Raw genomic sequence first — 19,070 nt, forward strand, 5'->3', positions numbered from 1 at the left:
ACTGACGAATAGCCCCCAGCCCTCACCTTCTCGTATTGTCCACTCTATCAACCCATACCACCATGTCAGTCTTCGAATAGCGACTCAGCACCAATTAGTGGAATAAGTCGGAGTAACACATCTTCCATCACGCCATGCTCAGCAGTAGTAATTTTTTTCGCGGCTCGATCTTTCCAAGATAAGGTTTGAATCAAACTCGCAGCCACTACACTCGGCTTATCAAGATTGTTCACTGGAACTTCGAGAGCTTGGCCGCGAATACTGGTGCTAATCGGACAGCAAATAAGTAACCCTGTTTGCTGATTGTATTTTTTGCTAGAAAGCACAAGAGCAGGACGATATTTGCCGATCTCTTTCCCTTTCACGGGGTCGAAATCTAACCAGATAATGTCATTACGATGAGGTATGTATGTTGCCATTACTCACCTAGCTCTTTACCGGAAACTACAGCGATTTCATCAGCATGACCTGTGTGAGCGTTCAAACCTTTCAATAGATCTTTCTCACTGAACGGAAAGCGCGTTTTCTGACGCTCTACTGGCTCAATAATGATCCTCTTACCTTCAGTTTTCACTTCAATATCAGCACCTTCAACCAATCCAAGCTGACGAATAAACGTAGCTGGAATGATATTGCCAAGACTGTTACCAATTTTTCGTATTTGAGTACGCATACCACACCTCTGGCGTAAGCACATTGTTATAACACTTTAGATTGTATAGGCTCCATTCGGAGTGTCAACATTGTTATAACCTGAGTTCTTAATCTACTAAGCATGGCTCATTAGCATAAGCGACTCGCAGCGGCATTTGCAGTGAGGTTTTTACTTAGAAGAAATCGTACTCCGCTACTAGCCTTTCAAGTTTCGGGTTCACTTGAATACCGTTTTGCATTTTCGACACGTTACGTTGTCTCGTTTTAATGGACTGCTGTAAACCCTCTGTGGTAATCGGGTTACGCTTACCATATTGCGATTGATTGAACTTGCGGATCTTCACCATCATCGCTTTCATTGCTTCACCATCTTTCAGGCGATAGGCCGTGTAGTAGGCGTTCATCAAGCTTTGGCGGCGCTTAACGATAAAGGTTTCATAGTTCTTAATCGCATTGTTCTCATCATACTGAAGGTTCGCACGGCCAATCGCAAAACCAGACGCTTGGCCAAGCAGCTCAAAGGCCGTTAGATCAATTACAATTTCGTCGCCGTTCTTCGTCGTCACGCCACCTTCATTGATGTATCGAGCGGTTTTAAGCACGTCTTTAATCGCTTTCGGCGGGATACGCTCGATGCCGCGAGCAAATTGGTCGTTAGAAATATCGGACAAGCCTTGCGCCCATGAAACACCAATACCCCCTAATACCGGTCCTAGCGCTTGCTTCATGTATTCCACATACGCGGTAGAAGCATCCACATCACGGTTAATGCTGCGCACCCACAAATCATTGAGTGAGATACGGCCAGAAATACTTGGTAAAGCGCCATGCCAGATTAAAGCTGCGTTCTCTTTACCAAACGCTTCGGCCAGCATACGTTTTAATTCAGTTTCCGCATCAAACAGCTCGTCGTCATCCCCCACAATCTCTTGCGCCGCTTCAATCGCCGTGGTGATCGCCCACAATGGCAACGCACCCGCACCACCAATAAAGAAGGTCGAGGCCAACGTTCCTAAAAGCTGTTTACGTGCCATCGATTTGACTTCGGGCGTCTCCCCTTTTAACGCTTTGGCTAGGTTCGCCCACAAGTAATAAGTCATGTTCTGGCTGTACTGCTTAAACTGCAGAGCGACCGCCGCCATATCGCTTTGCATAAAGCGCGCACGGTTAATCGATGAGTAGTCAAAATGGCTATCCCACGTATCTTTAATCGCATCTGCGATCGCCTTTTCATGGTCGCCGTGTTTCTTCATAGCAAGACGATAGGCCGCAATATAGGTCACTTCGCGGTTAAACACTTCGGCATGGTGGAAAGCCCAACCAATGATGTTCATCGCTTTGTTCCAAGTCCCTGAATACTTCGCGTTGGGGTTCTCTGCCAAACCAGCTAAGTCTGCCGCTTGCGTAACATCAATCACGCCCTGCGCAACCGCACGGCGCATCGCCTCTTTTTCGCCACCGGTGAGCACGCTTCCCAATATCCCCTGACCTTTTGGGCGATTTCGGGTAAATGCCGCTTTCAGGTATTGCGCCGTCGCTTGGCTCATCATTTTGGAAGACTCCGCCATACCATAGCGGGAACCCAAAATAGGCAGGGCGACTTGAAGGTTTTGGGTTAAGTTCACCAGTGCTGCGGCAGGCGTTAAACCCAGCATCCACACAAAGCCCAAACTGGTCAGTTTTTGCGCCCAACCAGCGCGGGAAGGATTGCGCACCCATTCATGGCGCTTGTTCAACTCTTCCACTACACGGTCGGCTTCCACATTGTTCGGCAGCTCATGCACGTACTTCTGAATGCTATCGAGGTGGTTATCCAGGATATCCATATGGTCGAGGCGAGCCTGCTGGCGCGATTGTCTAAAGCCTTGGTCAGCCAGTGCTCGCACCGCATCTTGGCTAAAACCGGCAACGCCTTTGCGGTGAATGAAGTTACGTCGCATCGAGCGAGCGGGCAAGGTGCGCAAATACATCTGGTAAATCTCATCACTCAGCGACTCTTTCGCCGGTGTGTGCATGTTCGCTTTCTCCACCAATTGCAACACATCGGCCACAAACGGCAGCGACGCCTTCTGCACCGCATTAAATTGCGCTTTCATACCAGAATTGAGAGAAAAGCCCGCCTTACGCAGTTTCTCGGCGGCCAGTTCCATTTCGCCTTTGGTTTCAAACATCATAAATTGGCGTTCGCCGTTCTCATCGGCAAAGTCAATCCAATAATCACCGTGGCGTGACAGTGGGAAGTACAACCCTTTGGCGGCGCGCTCGTGACGCTGGCGCAACTCGGCCAGCATCGCTTTGCGGATCTTGGCATCAAACACCGCTCGTACAATGTTCTCTTCCAGCGCTTTATTCATCCGCTCAGATTGAGCACGATAGTGATCGCGCATTTGTCGATAGCGGCGCTTCTGCTCAGCGTTAAGGCGGGCAAATTTGGGGCGTAACTCCACATGGCGCTTGCGGCGATTTGGCTCTTGTTTCAAAAGCTCTCGCTCTTCTTGAAGGGTTTTCCAAGCCTTAGAGCCACGTTCACTGTTTAAGCCGCCCTCTTCTTTCAAAATCCGCTCTTGCTTAGCAATACTCTCTTTCAGCTCTTCCTCGCGGGATTGGAACGCCTCAGACGGATCCACATCCGCCAAGGTCGCCTCATGCGCAAAAGCAAAGAGTTCATCCGCCTCTTTCGGGTTCGCCTTAGCCCAATCGCTAAGGTCTTCGGCCATCTTGGCCGCCTCTTCGGCCAACATGTTCTGTGTCACCACCATAGAGTTAATTTCATCTTGGTAGGCGTCAATCATTTTGCCCAAAGGCTTATCAATAACGGTGGAGACTTCCCCCATCTGGCGCAGCGTCAACATCGCGTATTTGTTGCGGCCAAGCGCATCGAGCGATTGCCCAATCACTGGCGCACCATACAGCGCCTGTTTGATTTTACTCACCAAAGCGTTTTGCTTTTGAGCCAGCGCCTCATCGGCGCTCATCTGGTTTGATGTAGAGGCCGTATACGCTGGCACGCCCTGCGATCTTGAGCGAGAGAAAAACAGCGCATTATTCTCAGGTCTTGTCACCTTATCTTTTGGCGACGGCGCTTTTAGCTGCTCCTTTGCTTTGAACACCAAGGTGAGTAATTCATTATTGTTAAACTCAGGGGAGTAAATAAAACCAAATAACGAACGCAGCATAGCGCGTACTTTCGCCAATAAACGTTGAATTGGGGTCGCAAACTTTTGCTGCTCAGCAAGATGCGCCACCAGCTCCTGTACCAGAATTTCCTCGGCATCCGCCTTAGTGAGCGTCTGCGCGGAATTTAAGTAAGGTGCTAAATCCACACCATTTTGCTCTGCAAGCCGTTGAATCCCTTTGATGCCGCCTAACCTTAAGGCTAGGGTATTAATATCCGGTTGCGCCTTACCTTCTTTGAGCAATCGCGCCAAACCAACGTGACCGGCCACTTCGTGGAAAATCGTTTCTTCTACCTCTGAGGCATAATTATGTTTTTCAGCGACCAACCAGACTTTGTGCTCTTTGGTGTCATAAAGCCCGTACACTTCGCCTTGGGCATCATTCTTGGCTATGGCAGTTTTTACATAATCAGGAAGATCCGCCTCCGTATCCACCGTCTCAAAGCGGAGCGTGAAGTCTTTGAGGCCGAGCTTGCCGAGCGCCGTGCGAGTCACCGCATCAATGGTGCTCCGTTTCACAGTGATACCACCGGCTATCTTTCCGGTTTTCACCCCGGTACGCCCTGCATTCGTACTGGTACGACTAAACAAGACGACGCCATCACTCGCCGCTGAATCCCTCGACGGCTCATCCACTGGCGAGCCTATCTCGCGTTTGGCCTCTTCAATTAGGCGCGCTTCATGGCGCGCTTTAGCCTCAGCTAAAAACGCATACTCCGCTTTGGGCGTTTGAGTCGGTTGCGGTATCACCTCAGACAGTACCGGCGCTTCCCCCACTTTCGAGTTGTGTGAAAGGAGAAGATGCACATAATCCCCGTTAGCATCGAGCGCCGGCATCACTGAATCGTATTGCCAGCCGGGATAAGGAATGCGCACACCCACTGTCTGGTAACGCTGGCCGTTATGCTCAACCGTTTCAGGGCGGATAGAGTTCGGATCAAAGGTGGAGCGCTTCACTTTGCGCAGCGTTTCACGGTCAACAAACTTGTTCGGCGTTTCACTGCGGCGTAGCTCTTCTTTGATATCGGCCATCGAGGCTTCTACCGACAACCACAGGTTACGGCTTTTCGCCTCATCCAGCTCTTGTTTGAGCGCGGTGATATCCATCTTGGCAATCTGGCGCGAATCCTTGAGCGCACTTTGCAAGCTTTGCAGCTTTCTCTCGAAGCGCTCTTGCTCGCCATTTAACGCCGTGGCAATCGCATTAAGGTGCAGCGCGCTCATCAGCTTAGGCGATTGCACAATTGAACTGCTTTGCATCCCTCGCGCCATGTAGTCAATGGTCTTACCCTTGCCATCCACCAAGCGCACATCAACCAGAGGCGTTTTCGTTCCCTCATGGGTGAAATAATCCACGTCCATCACCAAGCCGAGTTGCTTACCCAGCTTGATTTCCCCTTGCCAACGGCGAGATTGCTCGACCGCCGCAATCGCTGGCTGAATGATGGACTTATTCAGCTCGATGGAATACTCATCATCCAGTTCATGGATCATTGGTCGCTTAGGCTTTTGCGGTTTCTTCAAGCCACGCTCTTTGCGGGTTTTCGCATCCAGCTCAGAGTAAATCGCCATCGCCGCATCGTATTCATTATCCGCCGCTAAATAATCGGCTTGTGCATCACGGTACAGCTCTGTGAACGCTTGTGCATCAAACTCCGTGATATCAGCCTTACGCAGCGTTTCAAGGCGCAATTCAATCGCGGCTTTCTCATCGTCAAAACGCTCTACAAAACGCTTGGCCGCGCCAATCGAGCTGGCTTGCGCCGTGTAAGAGCTGTCTAAATCCAAAAGCTTAGCGTCCGATTCCAGTTTCAAACGGTAAATAGGGTTGCCGGTTGACGCGGCTTTAAACTCCGCGTAGCTATCCGCATCCGAATTGCTGTTTTCAACAAACTGATCTAACTCGCCGTTACGGAACTGCTCAATCGCGCCCGCTTTACGCTCTAGGATTTGCCACATCACAGGGTCACTCGAACCTTGAGTGGTATAAGCAATCAACTCAACCTCAAAGTCTTCCGGTTTACCCGCGTTCGCAGCACGTTGGTAAAACTCATTGCCCTGACGCACAATTCGCCCTTCGCGCTGCTCCATATCGGACGGACGCCAAGGCGCATCCATATGATGCAAGGCCACCAAACGATTTTGCACGTTGGTTCCCGCGCCCATCTTCATCGATGAGCCAATCAATACCCGTACCTCACCACGGCGAACGCGATCAAACAGCGCCTCTTTTTTCAACGTGGTGTTGTAGTCGTGGATAAACGCAATCTCATCTTCGGGAATGCCCTTTTCCATCAGCGAGGCTTTCAGGTCATCGTACACACTAAAGCCGGTATCCGCCGTCATGGTAGAGGCGGTCAGTTCGCGGATCTGCTCTTCCAGCTTCTCGTACTGGTCCGCATCAATCTCGCCGGTTTCCGCTTGAGCGTTCACCTTATCAACCAACTCTTTTAGCGTTTGCGAGTAAGGCATTTCCCCCTCGTAGATTTCCAAACGACTGGAAATAAACGCTGCCGCTTTGCCCTTACCTAAGACCGTTTCCGCCAAGCTTTTCAGGTCTGATTTCACCGTAGCAATCGCGTACTTCGCGGGCGTCCCCATATCGGAGAACACCAGTTGTGTACCTTTATCGTCCTGCCACTGGTCGTAAATCGATTTTATCCGCTCGGCGGCGCGAGCCACTTTCCCTGTTGGGTCACGCTGTGCGGTCGGGTCCACCAAGCGCACATCGAGCGAGGCTTTTTTCGCATCGGTCAGTACCCACAGTGGGTTATCAATCTTAGCGTAAGCGATTCGCTCCTCTTTGTTTTTGAGCTGGTTAAACGCCTCCATACGGGCAATCAGATAGTCGTTGTACTCGCGCTGAGCTTCGGTCGCTGGTGCGATGTTAAGCTGACGTTTACCGCCTTTGATATTAGGGATAGGGAATCGGGTCGCTTTATTCTCGCCCGTCGCCTTGTTCTTGGCCTCCACATCCTGACGGAAGATGTTCACCATATCTTTTTGGGTGATCACATCGGCAAACTGACGATACAGGGTCGAAAGTTGCTGCATGTTATTGAGTCCCTTCAACACACTGCGCTCTTTCACCGTGCCGGTTGGCGTGTATTCCAAGGTGATTTCGGTATTGAAGAACGAGCCTGCAAACGCATCATAGAAAGACATTTTCAGCTCTTTCAGCGTGTCGTGGCCAAGGTAATACATCATGGTGTACACCTCGACCAAGCTGTTAGAAATCGGCGTACCGGTCATAAAGGTCACGCCACCGTTCTCTAAGCCCTGAATGCTGCGGGTTTTGATGAGCAAATCGAGCGCCTTTTCAGAGCCTTTCGGATCGTTCATCCCCACCACACGGTCAGTGCGTGTCGCGTAAGTCAGGTTTTTAAACTCGTGCGCCTCATCAACCACCAAGTAATCCACGCCCAAATCCCCAAAACTAAACCCGATTTGGTCAGCGTTCTTACTCAGCGCTTCCTCTTTCTCTTTGATTTTGTCTTGCAGACGGGAAATCGAGTCCTCAATCTGTTTGACTGTCGCCCCACGCTGCCCAGACTGCTTAGCTTCGGCTTTCGCCTCTTCCAGTGCGCTGCGCAGTTCGTCAATTTTCTCGTTAATCACCGTGCGAAAATGCTCAATATCATTGGGCATGGCGCGCAAATGGCTATGCCCCATCAGCACCACATCGTAATCGCCGGTCGCAATGCGTGAGAAAAACTGCTTACGCTTCTTGGCCGTAAAGGCTTTATCGTCCGCGACCAGCACCTTAGCCGACGGATAGAGCTTCAAAATATCTTTATGGAAGGAGCCTAGAATATGGTTCGGAACCACCGCCATCGGCTTTTTGCTTAGGCCAAGACGCTTACGCTCCATCATGCCGGTAATGGCCGTAAAGGTTTTACCCGCCCCCACGGTATGATCGAGTAACGTATTTTTACTCTGGATCATGCGAAGCGCGCCATCAAGCTGGGTTTTACGCATATCGACCGCAGGGTTCATCCCGACGGTTTGCAGGTACAAACGCCCGTTGTATTTACGGTTAACGTGAGTATTAATCCGCTCGTTAAAGTTATCGGCGATTTGCTTAGCAATCTGCGCATCACTTTTCGCCCACGTCACAAACGTCGAAGCGAGCTTGTTGGCCAGCGCGTTAACTTCCTTGGTCGCTTTCTCGTTTTTGGTGCGCTCTTTGCCATTGGTGTCGTAAATCACCAGTGATTTACCATTAGCGGCAGAGTTCAATAAATCCGCCAGTGTGGCGCGGTCATGCTTAAACTGTGAGCCTAATGCACTCAGTGTGCCGCCCGCCTCGCCCAACACTGAAATAGCCCCGATATGACGGTTAACCGTCACCTTGGCCTTATAACCTAGCGCTTCGGCAAAGCGTTCAAACACATCAGAGTCAATCCATGTTGCTCGGATAGAGGGCTTCACTTGCTCTGGCGTTTTGTCTTCGGGAAGCACGGCTTCCAAAAGCTTAACGTTAGTGTCTAGCCCTGCACTCTTCGCCGCTTGGTACTTCGCCTTCACATTGCCCGATAAGTAATCGTCGATGAACTCATACTTTTGCGTTTCAGGGTTCATCAACAAATACGGCTTTTCACCTTCGGTCAGCTTCGCCAGCACCTCATCATGGCCAAGACCGAGCAAACCGCTCACGTACTCGATATCGACCTTACCGCGTTCACGCATCGAGTAGTTGACCGCATCCGCCACATTGCTGGCTGATTCAGGGCGCTTGTAAGGGAAGAGCAAACGTTTAGAGAAGAGATCACTCTTTGTGACTTCACCGCTCTCACTGACGTTATCTAAGCCCGCTTCAATCCCTGAATCGCCATCAAGAAGATTTAAGCTCTCAGTCAGCGTCGCGGGCTTACTGTTTTTGCCTTTGGTCGCAAACGCCTTGGCAAATTCATCGTATTGCACGTTCAGGCGCTGACGCAGACGCTCGATATCCCCCGTACCGGTTTTCTCGGCGCGCAGCAGTGCCAGTGCGCTATTGCGAATGGTCAGCATCGCCTTAACCTTGCGGTAATTGTTCTCACCTAGGCGGGTTTTAGCAATCGAATCCCCAAGGGTTTTTAACGCTTGCTCGCTTGTCTGCTTGCCGGCTAAGTAATCCAGCGCCGCCTGAACCGCCGCCGCTTTGTACTTAACGCCAGAAAAATCACTTTTGATTTTGCCTTTGTTTAGAAACTCATCATCCACAAACCGTTGTAGGCGTGCTTTATCACCTTGCTCCACATAATGGCGAGCTAAATCCATCAACCAGCCGTCATCACTCCAAATCGAATCGGGCGTCACTTCATAAACCTGAGCACCATTCGTCGGGTGATCGTCGCCACGGCGCATCACCTTACCGTCGGTGTTCACCATCATGCCGCCAATCGCAAGGTCGGATTCCGCCAACATCACCTCACCAGCAATCGCATCTTTGGTTTCAGGGGTTAACGCTAAATCTTGCCCTTGTGCGAGTGAGGCAAGCGCTTTGCTGATTGACGGCTCAAGGTTCGCATGTTGCGAAACAGGGTTAACCGTCGATTCGCTTTCATCCCCACGGTACATCTTGCCTTGCGCGACTTCGCCCAGAATGTATTGCGGGTTTTGCGCAAACCACTGGTTAACACGAAAACCGTTCACCTCGCCGTCTACGTCCGTCCAAACCGTATTCTTGGCCGTTTCCCCCTGCTTAAGCTTGCGAAACACCACGATATCCGTGGTCACTTCCGTACCAGCATTGCTCTTAAACGCCGTATTCGGCAGGCGCACCGCGCCGACAAAATCCAGCTCTTGGCTCAGTTGTTTGTGGTTTTTGTTCAGCGTATCGAGGAAGCGGTTTGTCACTACCATCATCAGCAAACCATTTTCATGCAAAAGCTTGCTTGATTTAGCGATGAAATAGTTATGGATCGCCATACCTGAAATATCAGGGTTCTTGTTGTCACGGATAGACTGACTGCCAAAAGGCGGGTTGCCAATCGCCAAAGAAAAAACGCCGTGTTTAAACGGCGTTTCTTGGAATCCTTTAACCTGAACATCGGCTTCGGGGTAGATAAGTTTGGCAATATTGCCGGTCACAGGATCGAGTTCAGAGGCAAACCAGCGCGATTGATCGCGCATGTCGGACGGTTGCCAACCAATAAAGTTACCTGAACCCAGCGATGGCTCGACCACATTCATCGGGCTGTTGCCAAGTCCCAACGCTTTCACGCCACTCCACATGCCTTTCACTACGGCCTCTGAGGTGTAGAAGGCGTTACGGGTACTCATCCGAACGTTGTTGTATTCCTCTTCGGTCAGCAGCGTTTTTAGCTCTTGGTGCGCGGCTTGCTGTGCTTTGGAAGTGTTCGTGTTATCAAACACAGAAGCGAGGCCGCCCCATCCCACATACTGTGCCAGTACCTTTTTCTGCTCAAGCGTCGCGGGCATTCCTGACTGAGTGAGATCCTTCATTAAGCGAATCGCCGCGATATTCGCGGCGATCCTTTGTGTAGCAGTTCCATTGGCGAGGTTATCCACCTCATCGAGCGCTAGGCGTTCAATAGCGTCTCTCGATACGCTTCGCTCTGTGCTGTCAGGTAATGTACGCCTAGACTCATTAGCTCGTCTTCCCGCGCTCGCGTCTTCTTCGCTAACGCTTGGGCGATTGGCGTCAGTTCCTCGTTGCTCATTTTCTTGTACTTCGGATTGCGGCGAAGATCTTTCATCAAATCTTGCTGTATTTGAGGTTTCGTTGCCATGGTCGATATCTCCTTTTGATTGTAGTGGTACTTCTTGGCCAGAATGAATTGAAGGTTCAGATAAGGCAGATAACCTTTCGGTATAGCTCTCTTTTTGCTCACGCTCGAAATCCGCAAGGGACTTCTCGCCTAGCGCTTCTTGCAGCGCCTTTGCGGTAAAACCTTTATCTCGATAAGCTTCGCGTACGCCTTTAAGCTTGGGTTTGGCTCCACCATTGTTATCAATGACCTCGCGGATCACCGCTTTTGCTTGTCGAATGATATTAGGCTCGTCCAAGCTTCCTACGGACTGTGTACTAGCCTCCTTTTTAAGCGCGGCGGCATTCATCATCGCGGCGGTTTTACCCACAAACTGATTCGCCAAATTACGCACACTGTGTGCCATCTGCTTTTTAATAACCGGTAATGAGCTGGTTTGCCCGTCCAGCTCTAATACCGAACCTTGTGACGAGGCATCAACTAACGCATTAATTCGTTTGATTGTCTGAGTGATTTCGTTCTCAGCAAAGGCACGCGCCTCAGTGTCGCTAACAAACTCTTTAAACAGCGCTTCGGCATTCTTACGACGCTCGATATTCTCAGGCAGATTCGCCTCATAGTCAGCACGGCGACGGGCGGCTTCTTCATAGGCGGCGAGGCGCTTCTCATGGTTTTGAAATTCCGCTAAAACCGCATCGGTATCAAAGCCTTTAGCACGACTTAAGCGCTTGCGTAAACGCTTCGACATTCTTGACGTTTTTCCCGCAATCCCCGCAAAATCACGGATAGGCTTCTTGCCTTGTTCGCGCATTTTCATCGAGTTCGGGCGTTCCACAAAGCTCGATAACGGCTGACCTAAACGCTCACGGCGCGCATCGAGATCGGCTTGGCGCTCAGAAGCTTGTGCCTGTCCTTTCTGGTTGGCCAAGTCACGCATAAAAGCGCGTGTCGTGCGCTCACCCGATTCAGGATGCACACCAAACCATGCAGGGTTCTCATCCGGTGAAGCAGGGCGGCTGTCTCTTTCGCGCTGTGCGGCAGCCAATTGCGCGGCGTTCTTACTCTCCTGCGCCTTAGCTTCAATCGCCGCTTGCGCCGTATCACGGTCAAAACGGGCAGACTTAAACCGCGCTAAGCCATCATCCTGATCGCCGGTTGCTTTCGCTTTCTCAGGCTGTGGGTAGCGGCGGGCGTATTCCAGCTCCACCATACGCTCTAGAAACTCAGGCTTATTGCGGTCTTCCTTGAGTAACTGAGGCTCCATTTCTGCGCGAATCGCTGCTTTGCGTGAGCTTACCGTATCATCGAGCTGGTACTCATTCTGCTTGCGCTCAATACGCTGGTGCGGCTTTTCACGCTTGGCCATATCCAAACGGTTTTGGTTTTGGCGGTGTTCAATTTGGGTTAACGTCGGGTCGATATCGAGATCACGCCCTTTTTGCGCAAGAGACTCGTACTCTCGTTCTAGCTGTGCGGTCAACTCTGGATTTTGGTCTGCCTCTTCGCTTTTCAGGAATTGCTCAATCTCCGCAGCCCGCGTGGGGTCTACGGCGCGAGCCATCTCAATCGTTTCTTGGTAAGCGTTGCGCTCTGGCAACACACCACGCTCAGTCAGCGCTTGGCGACTTTGCGCAAAGCGAGAGCGGATGGCCGCATCCCTGCCATTATCCGCTTGTCTTTGCTGCGCACCTTGCAGCAACTCATCGTATTGCCCTTGTGGGTTCAACGTAGGATCAACCGCATTCATCGCGGCAGTTTGCGCAGGCGCATCATCATTGTTAGGCATCGCTTGCGCATCATCTGCGGCTTGCTCTGCGATCTCTTGCTCTTGAGTATCACTGACATTCTGTGGATTCGTTTGCGCGCGCTTATTCTCCTTAGGTTGCTCTTTAGCACGATATCCGCCAACCGCACCAATAGGACCACCGAGCGCACCACCGATCACCGCACCTTCCAAGCCATCCACCAAAGCACTGGTCGTAGGGTCAATCTCTTGTCCCGTCACCTCATTGGTTACTTGGTTTCGGGCATAAGTCTGACCATAGCCTTCAATAAACTCCGTGCCACCTTCGGTGATCGCACCTTTCGCCGCACCGGCAACCACACCCTTTTTACCCATCTTGCCGAGTAACGCGCCAAACAAATACTTATCACCCATCGCACCAGCGACAGAGGCCGCCACGGCGGTCGGGTCGGTAGACATTTGCAAGCTGGCATAACTGGCCGTCTCTTCTTGAGCAAGGTCGAATAACTCCGTTGCGCTCATCCCCTGATATTGCGGATCATCCGCAAGGCGGAGCAAGGATTGCTGAAAATACTCCGAGTTATCCGCAAGCCATGAGCTATCCATCTGCATTACCGCGTCACGCGCATCCATGCTTGCGCCACCGAGCGACGTTCCTACCCCCGTTGCACCCGCGCCGGTAGCCGCCATTCGAGAGATGGCTTTATCAGCCACGGCTTGCGCCGCCTTTTCTGTCATGCCCTTTTTCAGCATCGATTTAGTAATCGTTGAGCGCAGTGCCACTTTTGCACCCGCACCTGCAAAACCACCACCGGCAAAGTTGGCCGCCAGCGAACCTAGCCCGTCAGCGATTTTCATCGCCCACACATCGATATCCGCCGCACCTTCGGCAAACGTCGGATTGCCATTTTCGTTTTCTTCAAAGATACGAGAGTTCAGGGCGTCACGGCCATCTTGAGTCATACTCTCTTGCAGATAATCCGAGCCAGACGACATCAAATCTCGAAAGTCCTCACCGACACCAAGGAAGTTCTCCGAGAGTTCACCAAGGCCAGCCAGTGAACGCAGAGCGCCACTACCGACGGCTTTAGCGGTATCCCCTAACGTCACATCGTAGTTACGTTGCGGTGCTTTAGGGGCTTCAAACTGAAAGCCTTTCGGTAGAAAAGCAGACTGACTCATATCCGTAGTGGCATTAATGGTCGATTTTGGTGAGAGTTCATCGCCCAATAACTTCTTGTCTTGCATGTGCGGCTCCAAATTTCAGGCATAAAAAAACCGCCACCCCGAAGGGCAGCGGCTTAATTAATAGACTGGTGTTAGTGTGGGAAACGCTACCACAATTTTGGATATACAGCCAGTAAGCGGGAAATCTCAACGCAAACTGTCATTTATATAACCCCAACTATAGGATATATAAAGATTTTTCAGACTGCCTGTGCGGCAGTGAACAAGATCAGAACGGTCAGGACCGATACACAACATTTCTAAGCTGCCTGTGCGGCAGTGAACTAAGCATCTCGTGGTTCGTCAATCCGGTTTTTTTTCTAAGCTGCCTGTGCGGCAGTGAACAACTAAGCGAAGATGAAACCGCTTGGGACAATTTTCTAAGCTGCCTGTGCGGCAGTGAACGGAAGGCGCGGATCCGCTCTATGGAAAAATCCTTTCTAAGCTGCCTGTGCGGCAGTGAACTGATAAAAACGTGCCAAACTCCTGCGGCATGGTTTTCTAAGCTGCCTGTGCGGCAGTGAACATGGTGATTTTTACGTTAACAAACCCAACAACTTTCTAAGCTGCCTGTGCGGCAGTGAACATATCTATCCTAATCCTTCGGTGTTGCCTGTCTTTCTAAGCTGCCTGTGCGGCAGTGAACTGCATTGGTTAGAGACCGGATCCCAGACAGCATTTCTAAGCTGCCTGTCCGGCAGTGAACTATCGACCAAGCACGAAGCATACTCTTACAAATTTCTAAGCTGCCTGTCCGGCAGTGAACGCCAGCCCCAAAAAATCGGACTGGCTGCACTATTTCTAAGCTGCCAGTCCGGCAGTGAACGCGGCAGCAATTCAAAATCAATTCCGCACCACTTTCTAAGCTGCCTGTCCGGCAGTGAACATGAGCGCTGTGTAAAAACACCCGCTTTTGATTTTCTAAGCTGCCTGTCCGGCAGTGAACAGTCAGACCAGTTAAACGCAGTTGACATTATGTTTCTAAGCTGCCTGTCCGGCAGTGAACCGACAAACTTAACACTAGTACCCTACGACACATTTCTAAGCTGCCTGTCCGGCAGTGAACACCAACCGCATCACAATATACTGTATCAATGCTTTCTAAGCTGCCTGTCCGGCAGTGAACTTTCCACTATCCCTACAAAGCAACCGACGAATTTTCTAAGCTGCCTGTCCGGCAGTGAACTGAGGACTCAACATGCAAAAAGTCACCGTTAATTTCTAAGCTGCCTGTCCGGCAGTGAACAGTACGCCGACATGGAAATCGAGCTTGATGATTTTCTAAGCTGCCTGTCCGGCAGTGAACACGGTATCGGTGTGTCAGTCAGCGAACGTGAATTTCTAAGCTGCCTGTCCGGCAGTGAACAATGTTTGGGAGTGGGTTGACGGCTTCAAAATTTTCTAAGCTGCCTGTCCGGCAGTGAACATACGTATAACCCAGAAACCCGAACTTACAGTTTTCTAAGCTGCCTGTCCGGCAGTGAACATGGCGTGTTCATCAATGCACTAGGGCTATTTTTTCTAAGCTGCCTGTCCGGCAGTGAACTCGGTCGGTGATGCAGTATTCAGAATCGATAATTTCTAAGCTGCCTGTCCGGCAGTGAACCCAAGAATGATCTGCCAAGAGTGCCAGTTAAATTTCTAAGCTGCCTGTCCGGCAGTGAACATGGGTGCGAACCACATCACGGCTGATTTTGTTTTCTAAGCTGCCTGTCCGGCAGTGAACGCGATGGACGCGATTGCAGACTCCATCAAAGTTTTCTAAGCTGCCTGTCCGGCAGTGAACTGCCGCAGCAGATTACCGAGTTTTTGCGATTATTTCTAAGCTGCCTGTCCGGCAGTGAACGCGTTGGCGCTGACATAAAGAAATGCCTAAAATTTCTAAGCTGCCTGTCCGGCAGTGAACGCGCAGACGCAGTAGCACCAATTTATCTTACTTTTCTAAGCTGCCTGTCCGGCAGTGAACTGACCGAGCAAGATTGGGCGTTGGCGTATTTCTTTCTAAGCTGCCTGTCCGGCAGTGAACTCTTGGGTATACTGGGCTCGGTGCATTAGACATTTCTAAGCTGCCTGTCCGGCAGTGAACCATTGATTTCAGCGCATCAATGATAATTTGAGGTTTCTAAGCTGCCTGTCCGGCAGTGAACAAGCGTTGCAATGATTACGTCACGGCGCTTTGTTTCTAAGCTGCCTGTCCGGCAGTGAACTCACACCTAAACCACAGGGGGTTCGGTTCAATTTTCTAAGCTGCCTGTCCGGCAGTGAACATTAATTCCAGTTATCTACTCGATATTCCAACTTTCTAAGCTGCCTGTCCGGCAGTGAACCCTGAACCGAGTTAAACGCGGTAACCTTGAACTTTCTAAGCTGCCTGTCCGGCAGTGAACTGTGTTGTTATCGGCTATTGATGTGCCGCAAATTTCTAAGCTGCCTGTCCGGCAGTGAACTCCGGCTTTCTATCTGTACTGAGTGAGAACGGTTTCTAAGCTGCCTGTCCGGCAGTGAACGAGCTGGTCAAGGCAGCATCATCTCGTCGTCATTTCTAAGCTGCCTGTCCGGCAGTGAACTATAGAATAAATCTATAAAAGTAAGTTACAACAGTCAGTTAGGGTAAAAATTGTATTTTTACCTTGTTAAAAAACACCTATTGTAACTCATTGTATTTTAGGTATATTTTTAAAGAGCGAAAAAATAGGGTTAAAACCAAGGTACTGTTGCCTTAAGACTTAGTCCATAGGTATCAAAATTTCCAAGTACAGGCACGTCCTGAATTTCACCAAATTCAAAGAATTTACGATATTTTTGTCCTGTCGAGCTACTGAGTAAATCAAGATATGGACCTTTAATACTCTGATTCAGCATCTTCTTTTTATAACGCTGCTCACCTTCTTTATTTATACTCCCTCGTGCAATTAAACGGCGCAGCTTCGCAGCACTTAAATTACGGCGCTTAGCTGAGATCACCCGGTATTGAACTTGCTCAGGAACGCTTAACACTTCACTGATTTGGCAATAACCGCTGAGAGGCCCTAACCAGCATAAACCTTGTAGATCATTCAATAAGCTTACCGGACCATGCACACGAAACAACTGTCCAAGCTTTAGGTTTGCACCTGGAAAGCTAATCGCAATTTGATTGGTATTTAACTTAACCAATGCTTTGTGAAACTTCGTATACACTTTACTGCCCAATTCAGCTTCATTCATCTCCGCATCTGGTCGTAAATGTATGTCAATGTATGAATCCATAGCTACTCCGAGATTCTGGGCGTTAGCCATTTACCATAAGCATGAATATCGATCATGGGTACAGTACCGCACTTTTGTAACTGCGATAACAACTCAAACAAAAATGCCGTAGTCGCTTTTTTATGCTGCATGACTTGCATCCGCTGATGATCATTATCGTAATAAAAAAAGCAGTCATCGGCGGCACAGCCAATATTGAGCATCCCTTTATCCGCTTTGTCATGATCGAGATGACCCATTAGCGTATCTGGTATTTTAAGCTCATTTTCAAGTGTTAATAATCCACCAATAATCCCGATAAGTTCTCTAGGTGAATGAACACCCCCCGCATGGGGAATTGGCAAGCTAGTTCGATGTAAAGCTCTCACGCTTGCTACTTTTTTACGCGCAGCATCAATATGTTGTTTATTTAATGTCTGCTTTACTTCAAAAACTGCGTAAACACTTTCTGCTGGGATGATCAACTGCTCAGCGTAGTGAAAAATAAACGGAGAATACTGACGATCATAAATCACCACATCAATTTGTTCGCTAAATTGGTTTTCACTATCAACCACAAAAGCTCTACTTGCACGATAGCGTTCCGGTAAATATTGGTTAAACAAATCCACCCATACATTTTCGGCACCATCACCCTTTACCACTGAATGCTTAAAGGATTTTCTGACTGTGGTTAGTTTGTGTTGTACGTCTGCATGTAAATTTTCAAGTAATTCTGACAGTTGCCAGTCTTGAGCCATGTTATTTACCCTTTAATTGCTGTAACCGTGTTTTCCGGATCAAATGATTAGGATTTTTCTTATTACTTGGTTCATAGCCGACTTGCTTAAGACATTCCGCTAATAACGTTCTGTCTTGTGTTGTCCACGTTTTTATCGCTGTATCAACCCAATTTTCAACTTTAAGTTGATATGCTGCATTATCTCTATGCTTAAGATAACCCGCCCTTAATTCCGCAATAATTTGAACTGGAGGCTTTGCTTGCTCGGCCTTAGCTGCCGCTTCCAATTGTTGCTCGTTTCGGCGTTGAGCTTCAGCTTCCCTGTGTTCACGTTCTTCTGGCGATAACCGTTTTTCATATTCATCCAAAAGCCTTTGCATTAACGCTGGGTCAACCTTCATATACCCATAACCAGCGGCAGTTTTTGCACCTATACCGTTATTTGCTAAGGCTTTTTCTAATAGGGTTTGGCAAAGCTCAATCGCTGCGGGCTCTCCTTCGAGCACAAATAAAAAACTGCCTTGTACGGCTAAGAGATGATTCGGGATCGGGCTGTCTTTATCAGATGGTTCCGCCTGAGTACCGTTGTAATAGGCTTGATGGTGCGTGGTAACGACATCGAGTACAAAGGGGTTATGCTCTTTTTTCGCAGGATCGGGGATCCACCACGCATCATGAAAAGTGACTAAGCCCGATACTCGATAAGGCTGCTCACTATCGTCGGTGCCAAACAGTTGTTCAAGTTCATCGCTATGCCCAGCCAAATGTTGATTTGCCCATGCTCTAAGAACACCTTTCACACTCGACCCCGGAATATACGGCATACCATAATTACGGCTAAGGCTACAGCCAGTTTCTAATGCGCCTTGGCCCGTTAAACCAATCAGCAAACGGTTTTCTAGCGTCATGGCCGATTGCTTAAAACGGTTAGCATCACTCGTTAGCTCAAACCAACGGTTAAAGGTGTTGTTGTACTCAGGTGAAGCGGGCAGTTTTACGATTTTTTCTAAATGCGTTGTCTTCTTCTTATTATCTGATTTATCGTCATGTTTTTTTTCTTGATTAGCTTCAAGCAGGCCTTTTTGCAGTAAAAGACTTGGATTGACGCTATCCGTCTGGCCATAAGCGGATTTTATTTGGTTACGCACTAAGGCTGTCATAAGTTGGTCTCCGCAGGATGATGGTCATCATTCACCTCGCCTGTGGCATCAATCTTTAATACGCCTTGCACATAACGACGCAACCAGCCTGCAATTTCCAGTGCTTCACGGGTCATGCGCATGATTTGAGGCAAATCCGATTGGATGATTGCGTCATGTAACGCCCCTCCATTGGCGATATTGGCAAGCTTGGCATCCACTTGTTTAAACACTGCCGTAAGATCCTCAAGCAATGCTTTGTGATGATCTTCACTCTTGGCCAGTAAAAAACCTGTTGCCTGCGCTAAGCCATTTTGCAAAATCATGGTGGGTAATTTATGCACCAAAGTGGCGTATTTCTTATTCTCTTCAATACTCTTGTCTTTACGGGAATTGATCTGCTTAAAAGCAGCAGTGGCCACAATTTGACTACGTGGTTGCATG

At 49.5% G+C, this 19,070-nt stretch carries 7 protein-coding genes and 1 CRISPR repeat array; all 7 genes read right to left on the reverse strand.

Going from position 1 to position 19,070, the window contains the following annotated elements; translation table 11 throughout:
* Positions 1-65: 65 nt before the first annotated feature.
* The 7 genes from R4537_RS04145 to cmr5 all read right to left on the reverse strand — a co-directional run bounded on the left by R4537_RS04145 (position 66) and on the right by cmr5 (position 19,069).
* Complete coding sequence (locus R4537_RS04145; protein WP_071178840.1) at positions 66-419, reverse strand: type II toxin-antitoxin system PemK/MazF family toxin; 354 nt, start codon at positions 417-419, stop codon at positions 66-68.
* A complete protein-coding gene (locus tag R4537_RS04150) occupies positions 419-673 on the reverse strand; it encodes an AbrB/MazE/SpoVT family DNA-binding domain-containing protein (protein WP_001260269.1) in 255 nt (84 codons plus the stop codon). The genes R4537_RS04145 and R4537_RS04150 overlap by 1 nt, the downstream gene beginning before the upstream one ends.
* 154 nt (positions 674-827) lie before the next feature.
* Positions 828-13,538 carry a PLxRFG domain-containing protein gene (locus R4537_RS04155; RefSeq protein ID WP_071178841.1) on the reverse strand — a complete coding sequence of 4,237 codons (12,711 nt, stop codon included), beginning with the start codon at positions 13,536-13,538 and terminating at the stop codon, positions 828-830.
* A 176-nt stretch (positions 13,539-13,714) separates the two neighbouring features.
* Positions 13,715-16,084: direct repeats of the CRISPR family, unit length 28 nt; unit sequence TTTCTAAGCTGCCTGTGCGGCAGTGAAC.
* A gap of 130 nt (positions 16,085-16,214) precedes the next feature.
* A complete protein-coding gene (gene cas6f, locus R4537_RS04160) occupies positions 16,215-16,766 on the reverse strand; it encodes a type I-F CRISPR-associated endoribonuclease Cas6/Csy4 (RefSeq protein WP_000378967.1) in 552 nt (183 codons plus the stop codon).
* Between the two features lie 2 nt (positions 16,767-16,768).
* Entirely contained in the window at positions 16,769-17,506 is a 738-nt protein-coding gene (gene nucC, locus R4537_RS04165; protein ID WP_000046098.1) for a CRISPR-associated endodeoxyribonuclease NucC, read from the reverse strand.
* Position 17,507: 1 nt separating this feature from the next.
* On the reverse strand, positions 17,508-18,647 hold the full coding sequence (cmr6, locus tag R4537_RS04170) for a type III-B CRISPR module RAMP protein Cmr6 (RefSeq protein WP_071178842.1): 1,140 nt from the start codon (positions 18,645-18,647) through the stop codon (positions 17,508-17,510).
* Positions 18,644-19,069, reverse strand: coding sequence for a type III-B CRISPR module-associated protein Cmr5 (gene cmr5 / locus R4537_RS04175; RefSeq protein ID WP_071178843.1), 426 nt, complete (start codon positions 19,067-19,069; stop codon positions 18,644-18,646). The genes cmr6 and cmr5 overlap by 4 nt, the downstream gene beginning before the upstream one ends.
* Between the last annotated feature and the right edge of the window lies 1 nt (position 19,070).

Origin of the sequence: Vibrio paracholerae (assembly GCF_037672085.1) — a bacterium.
Taxonomy (GTDB): domain Bacteria; phylum Pseudomonadota; class Gammaproteobacteria; order Enterobacterales; family Vibrionaceae; genus Vibrio; species Vibrio cholerae.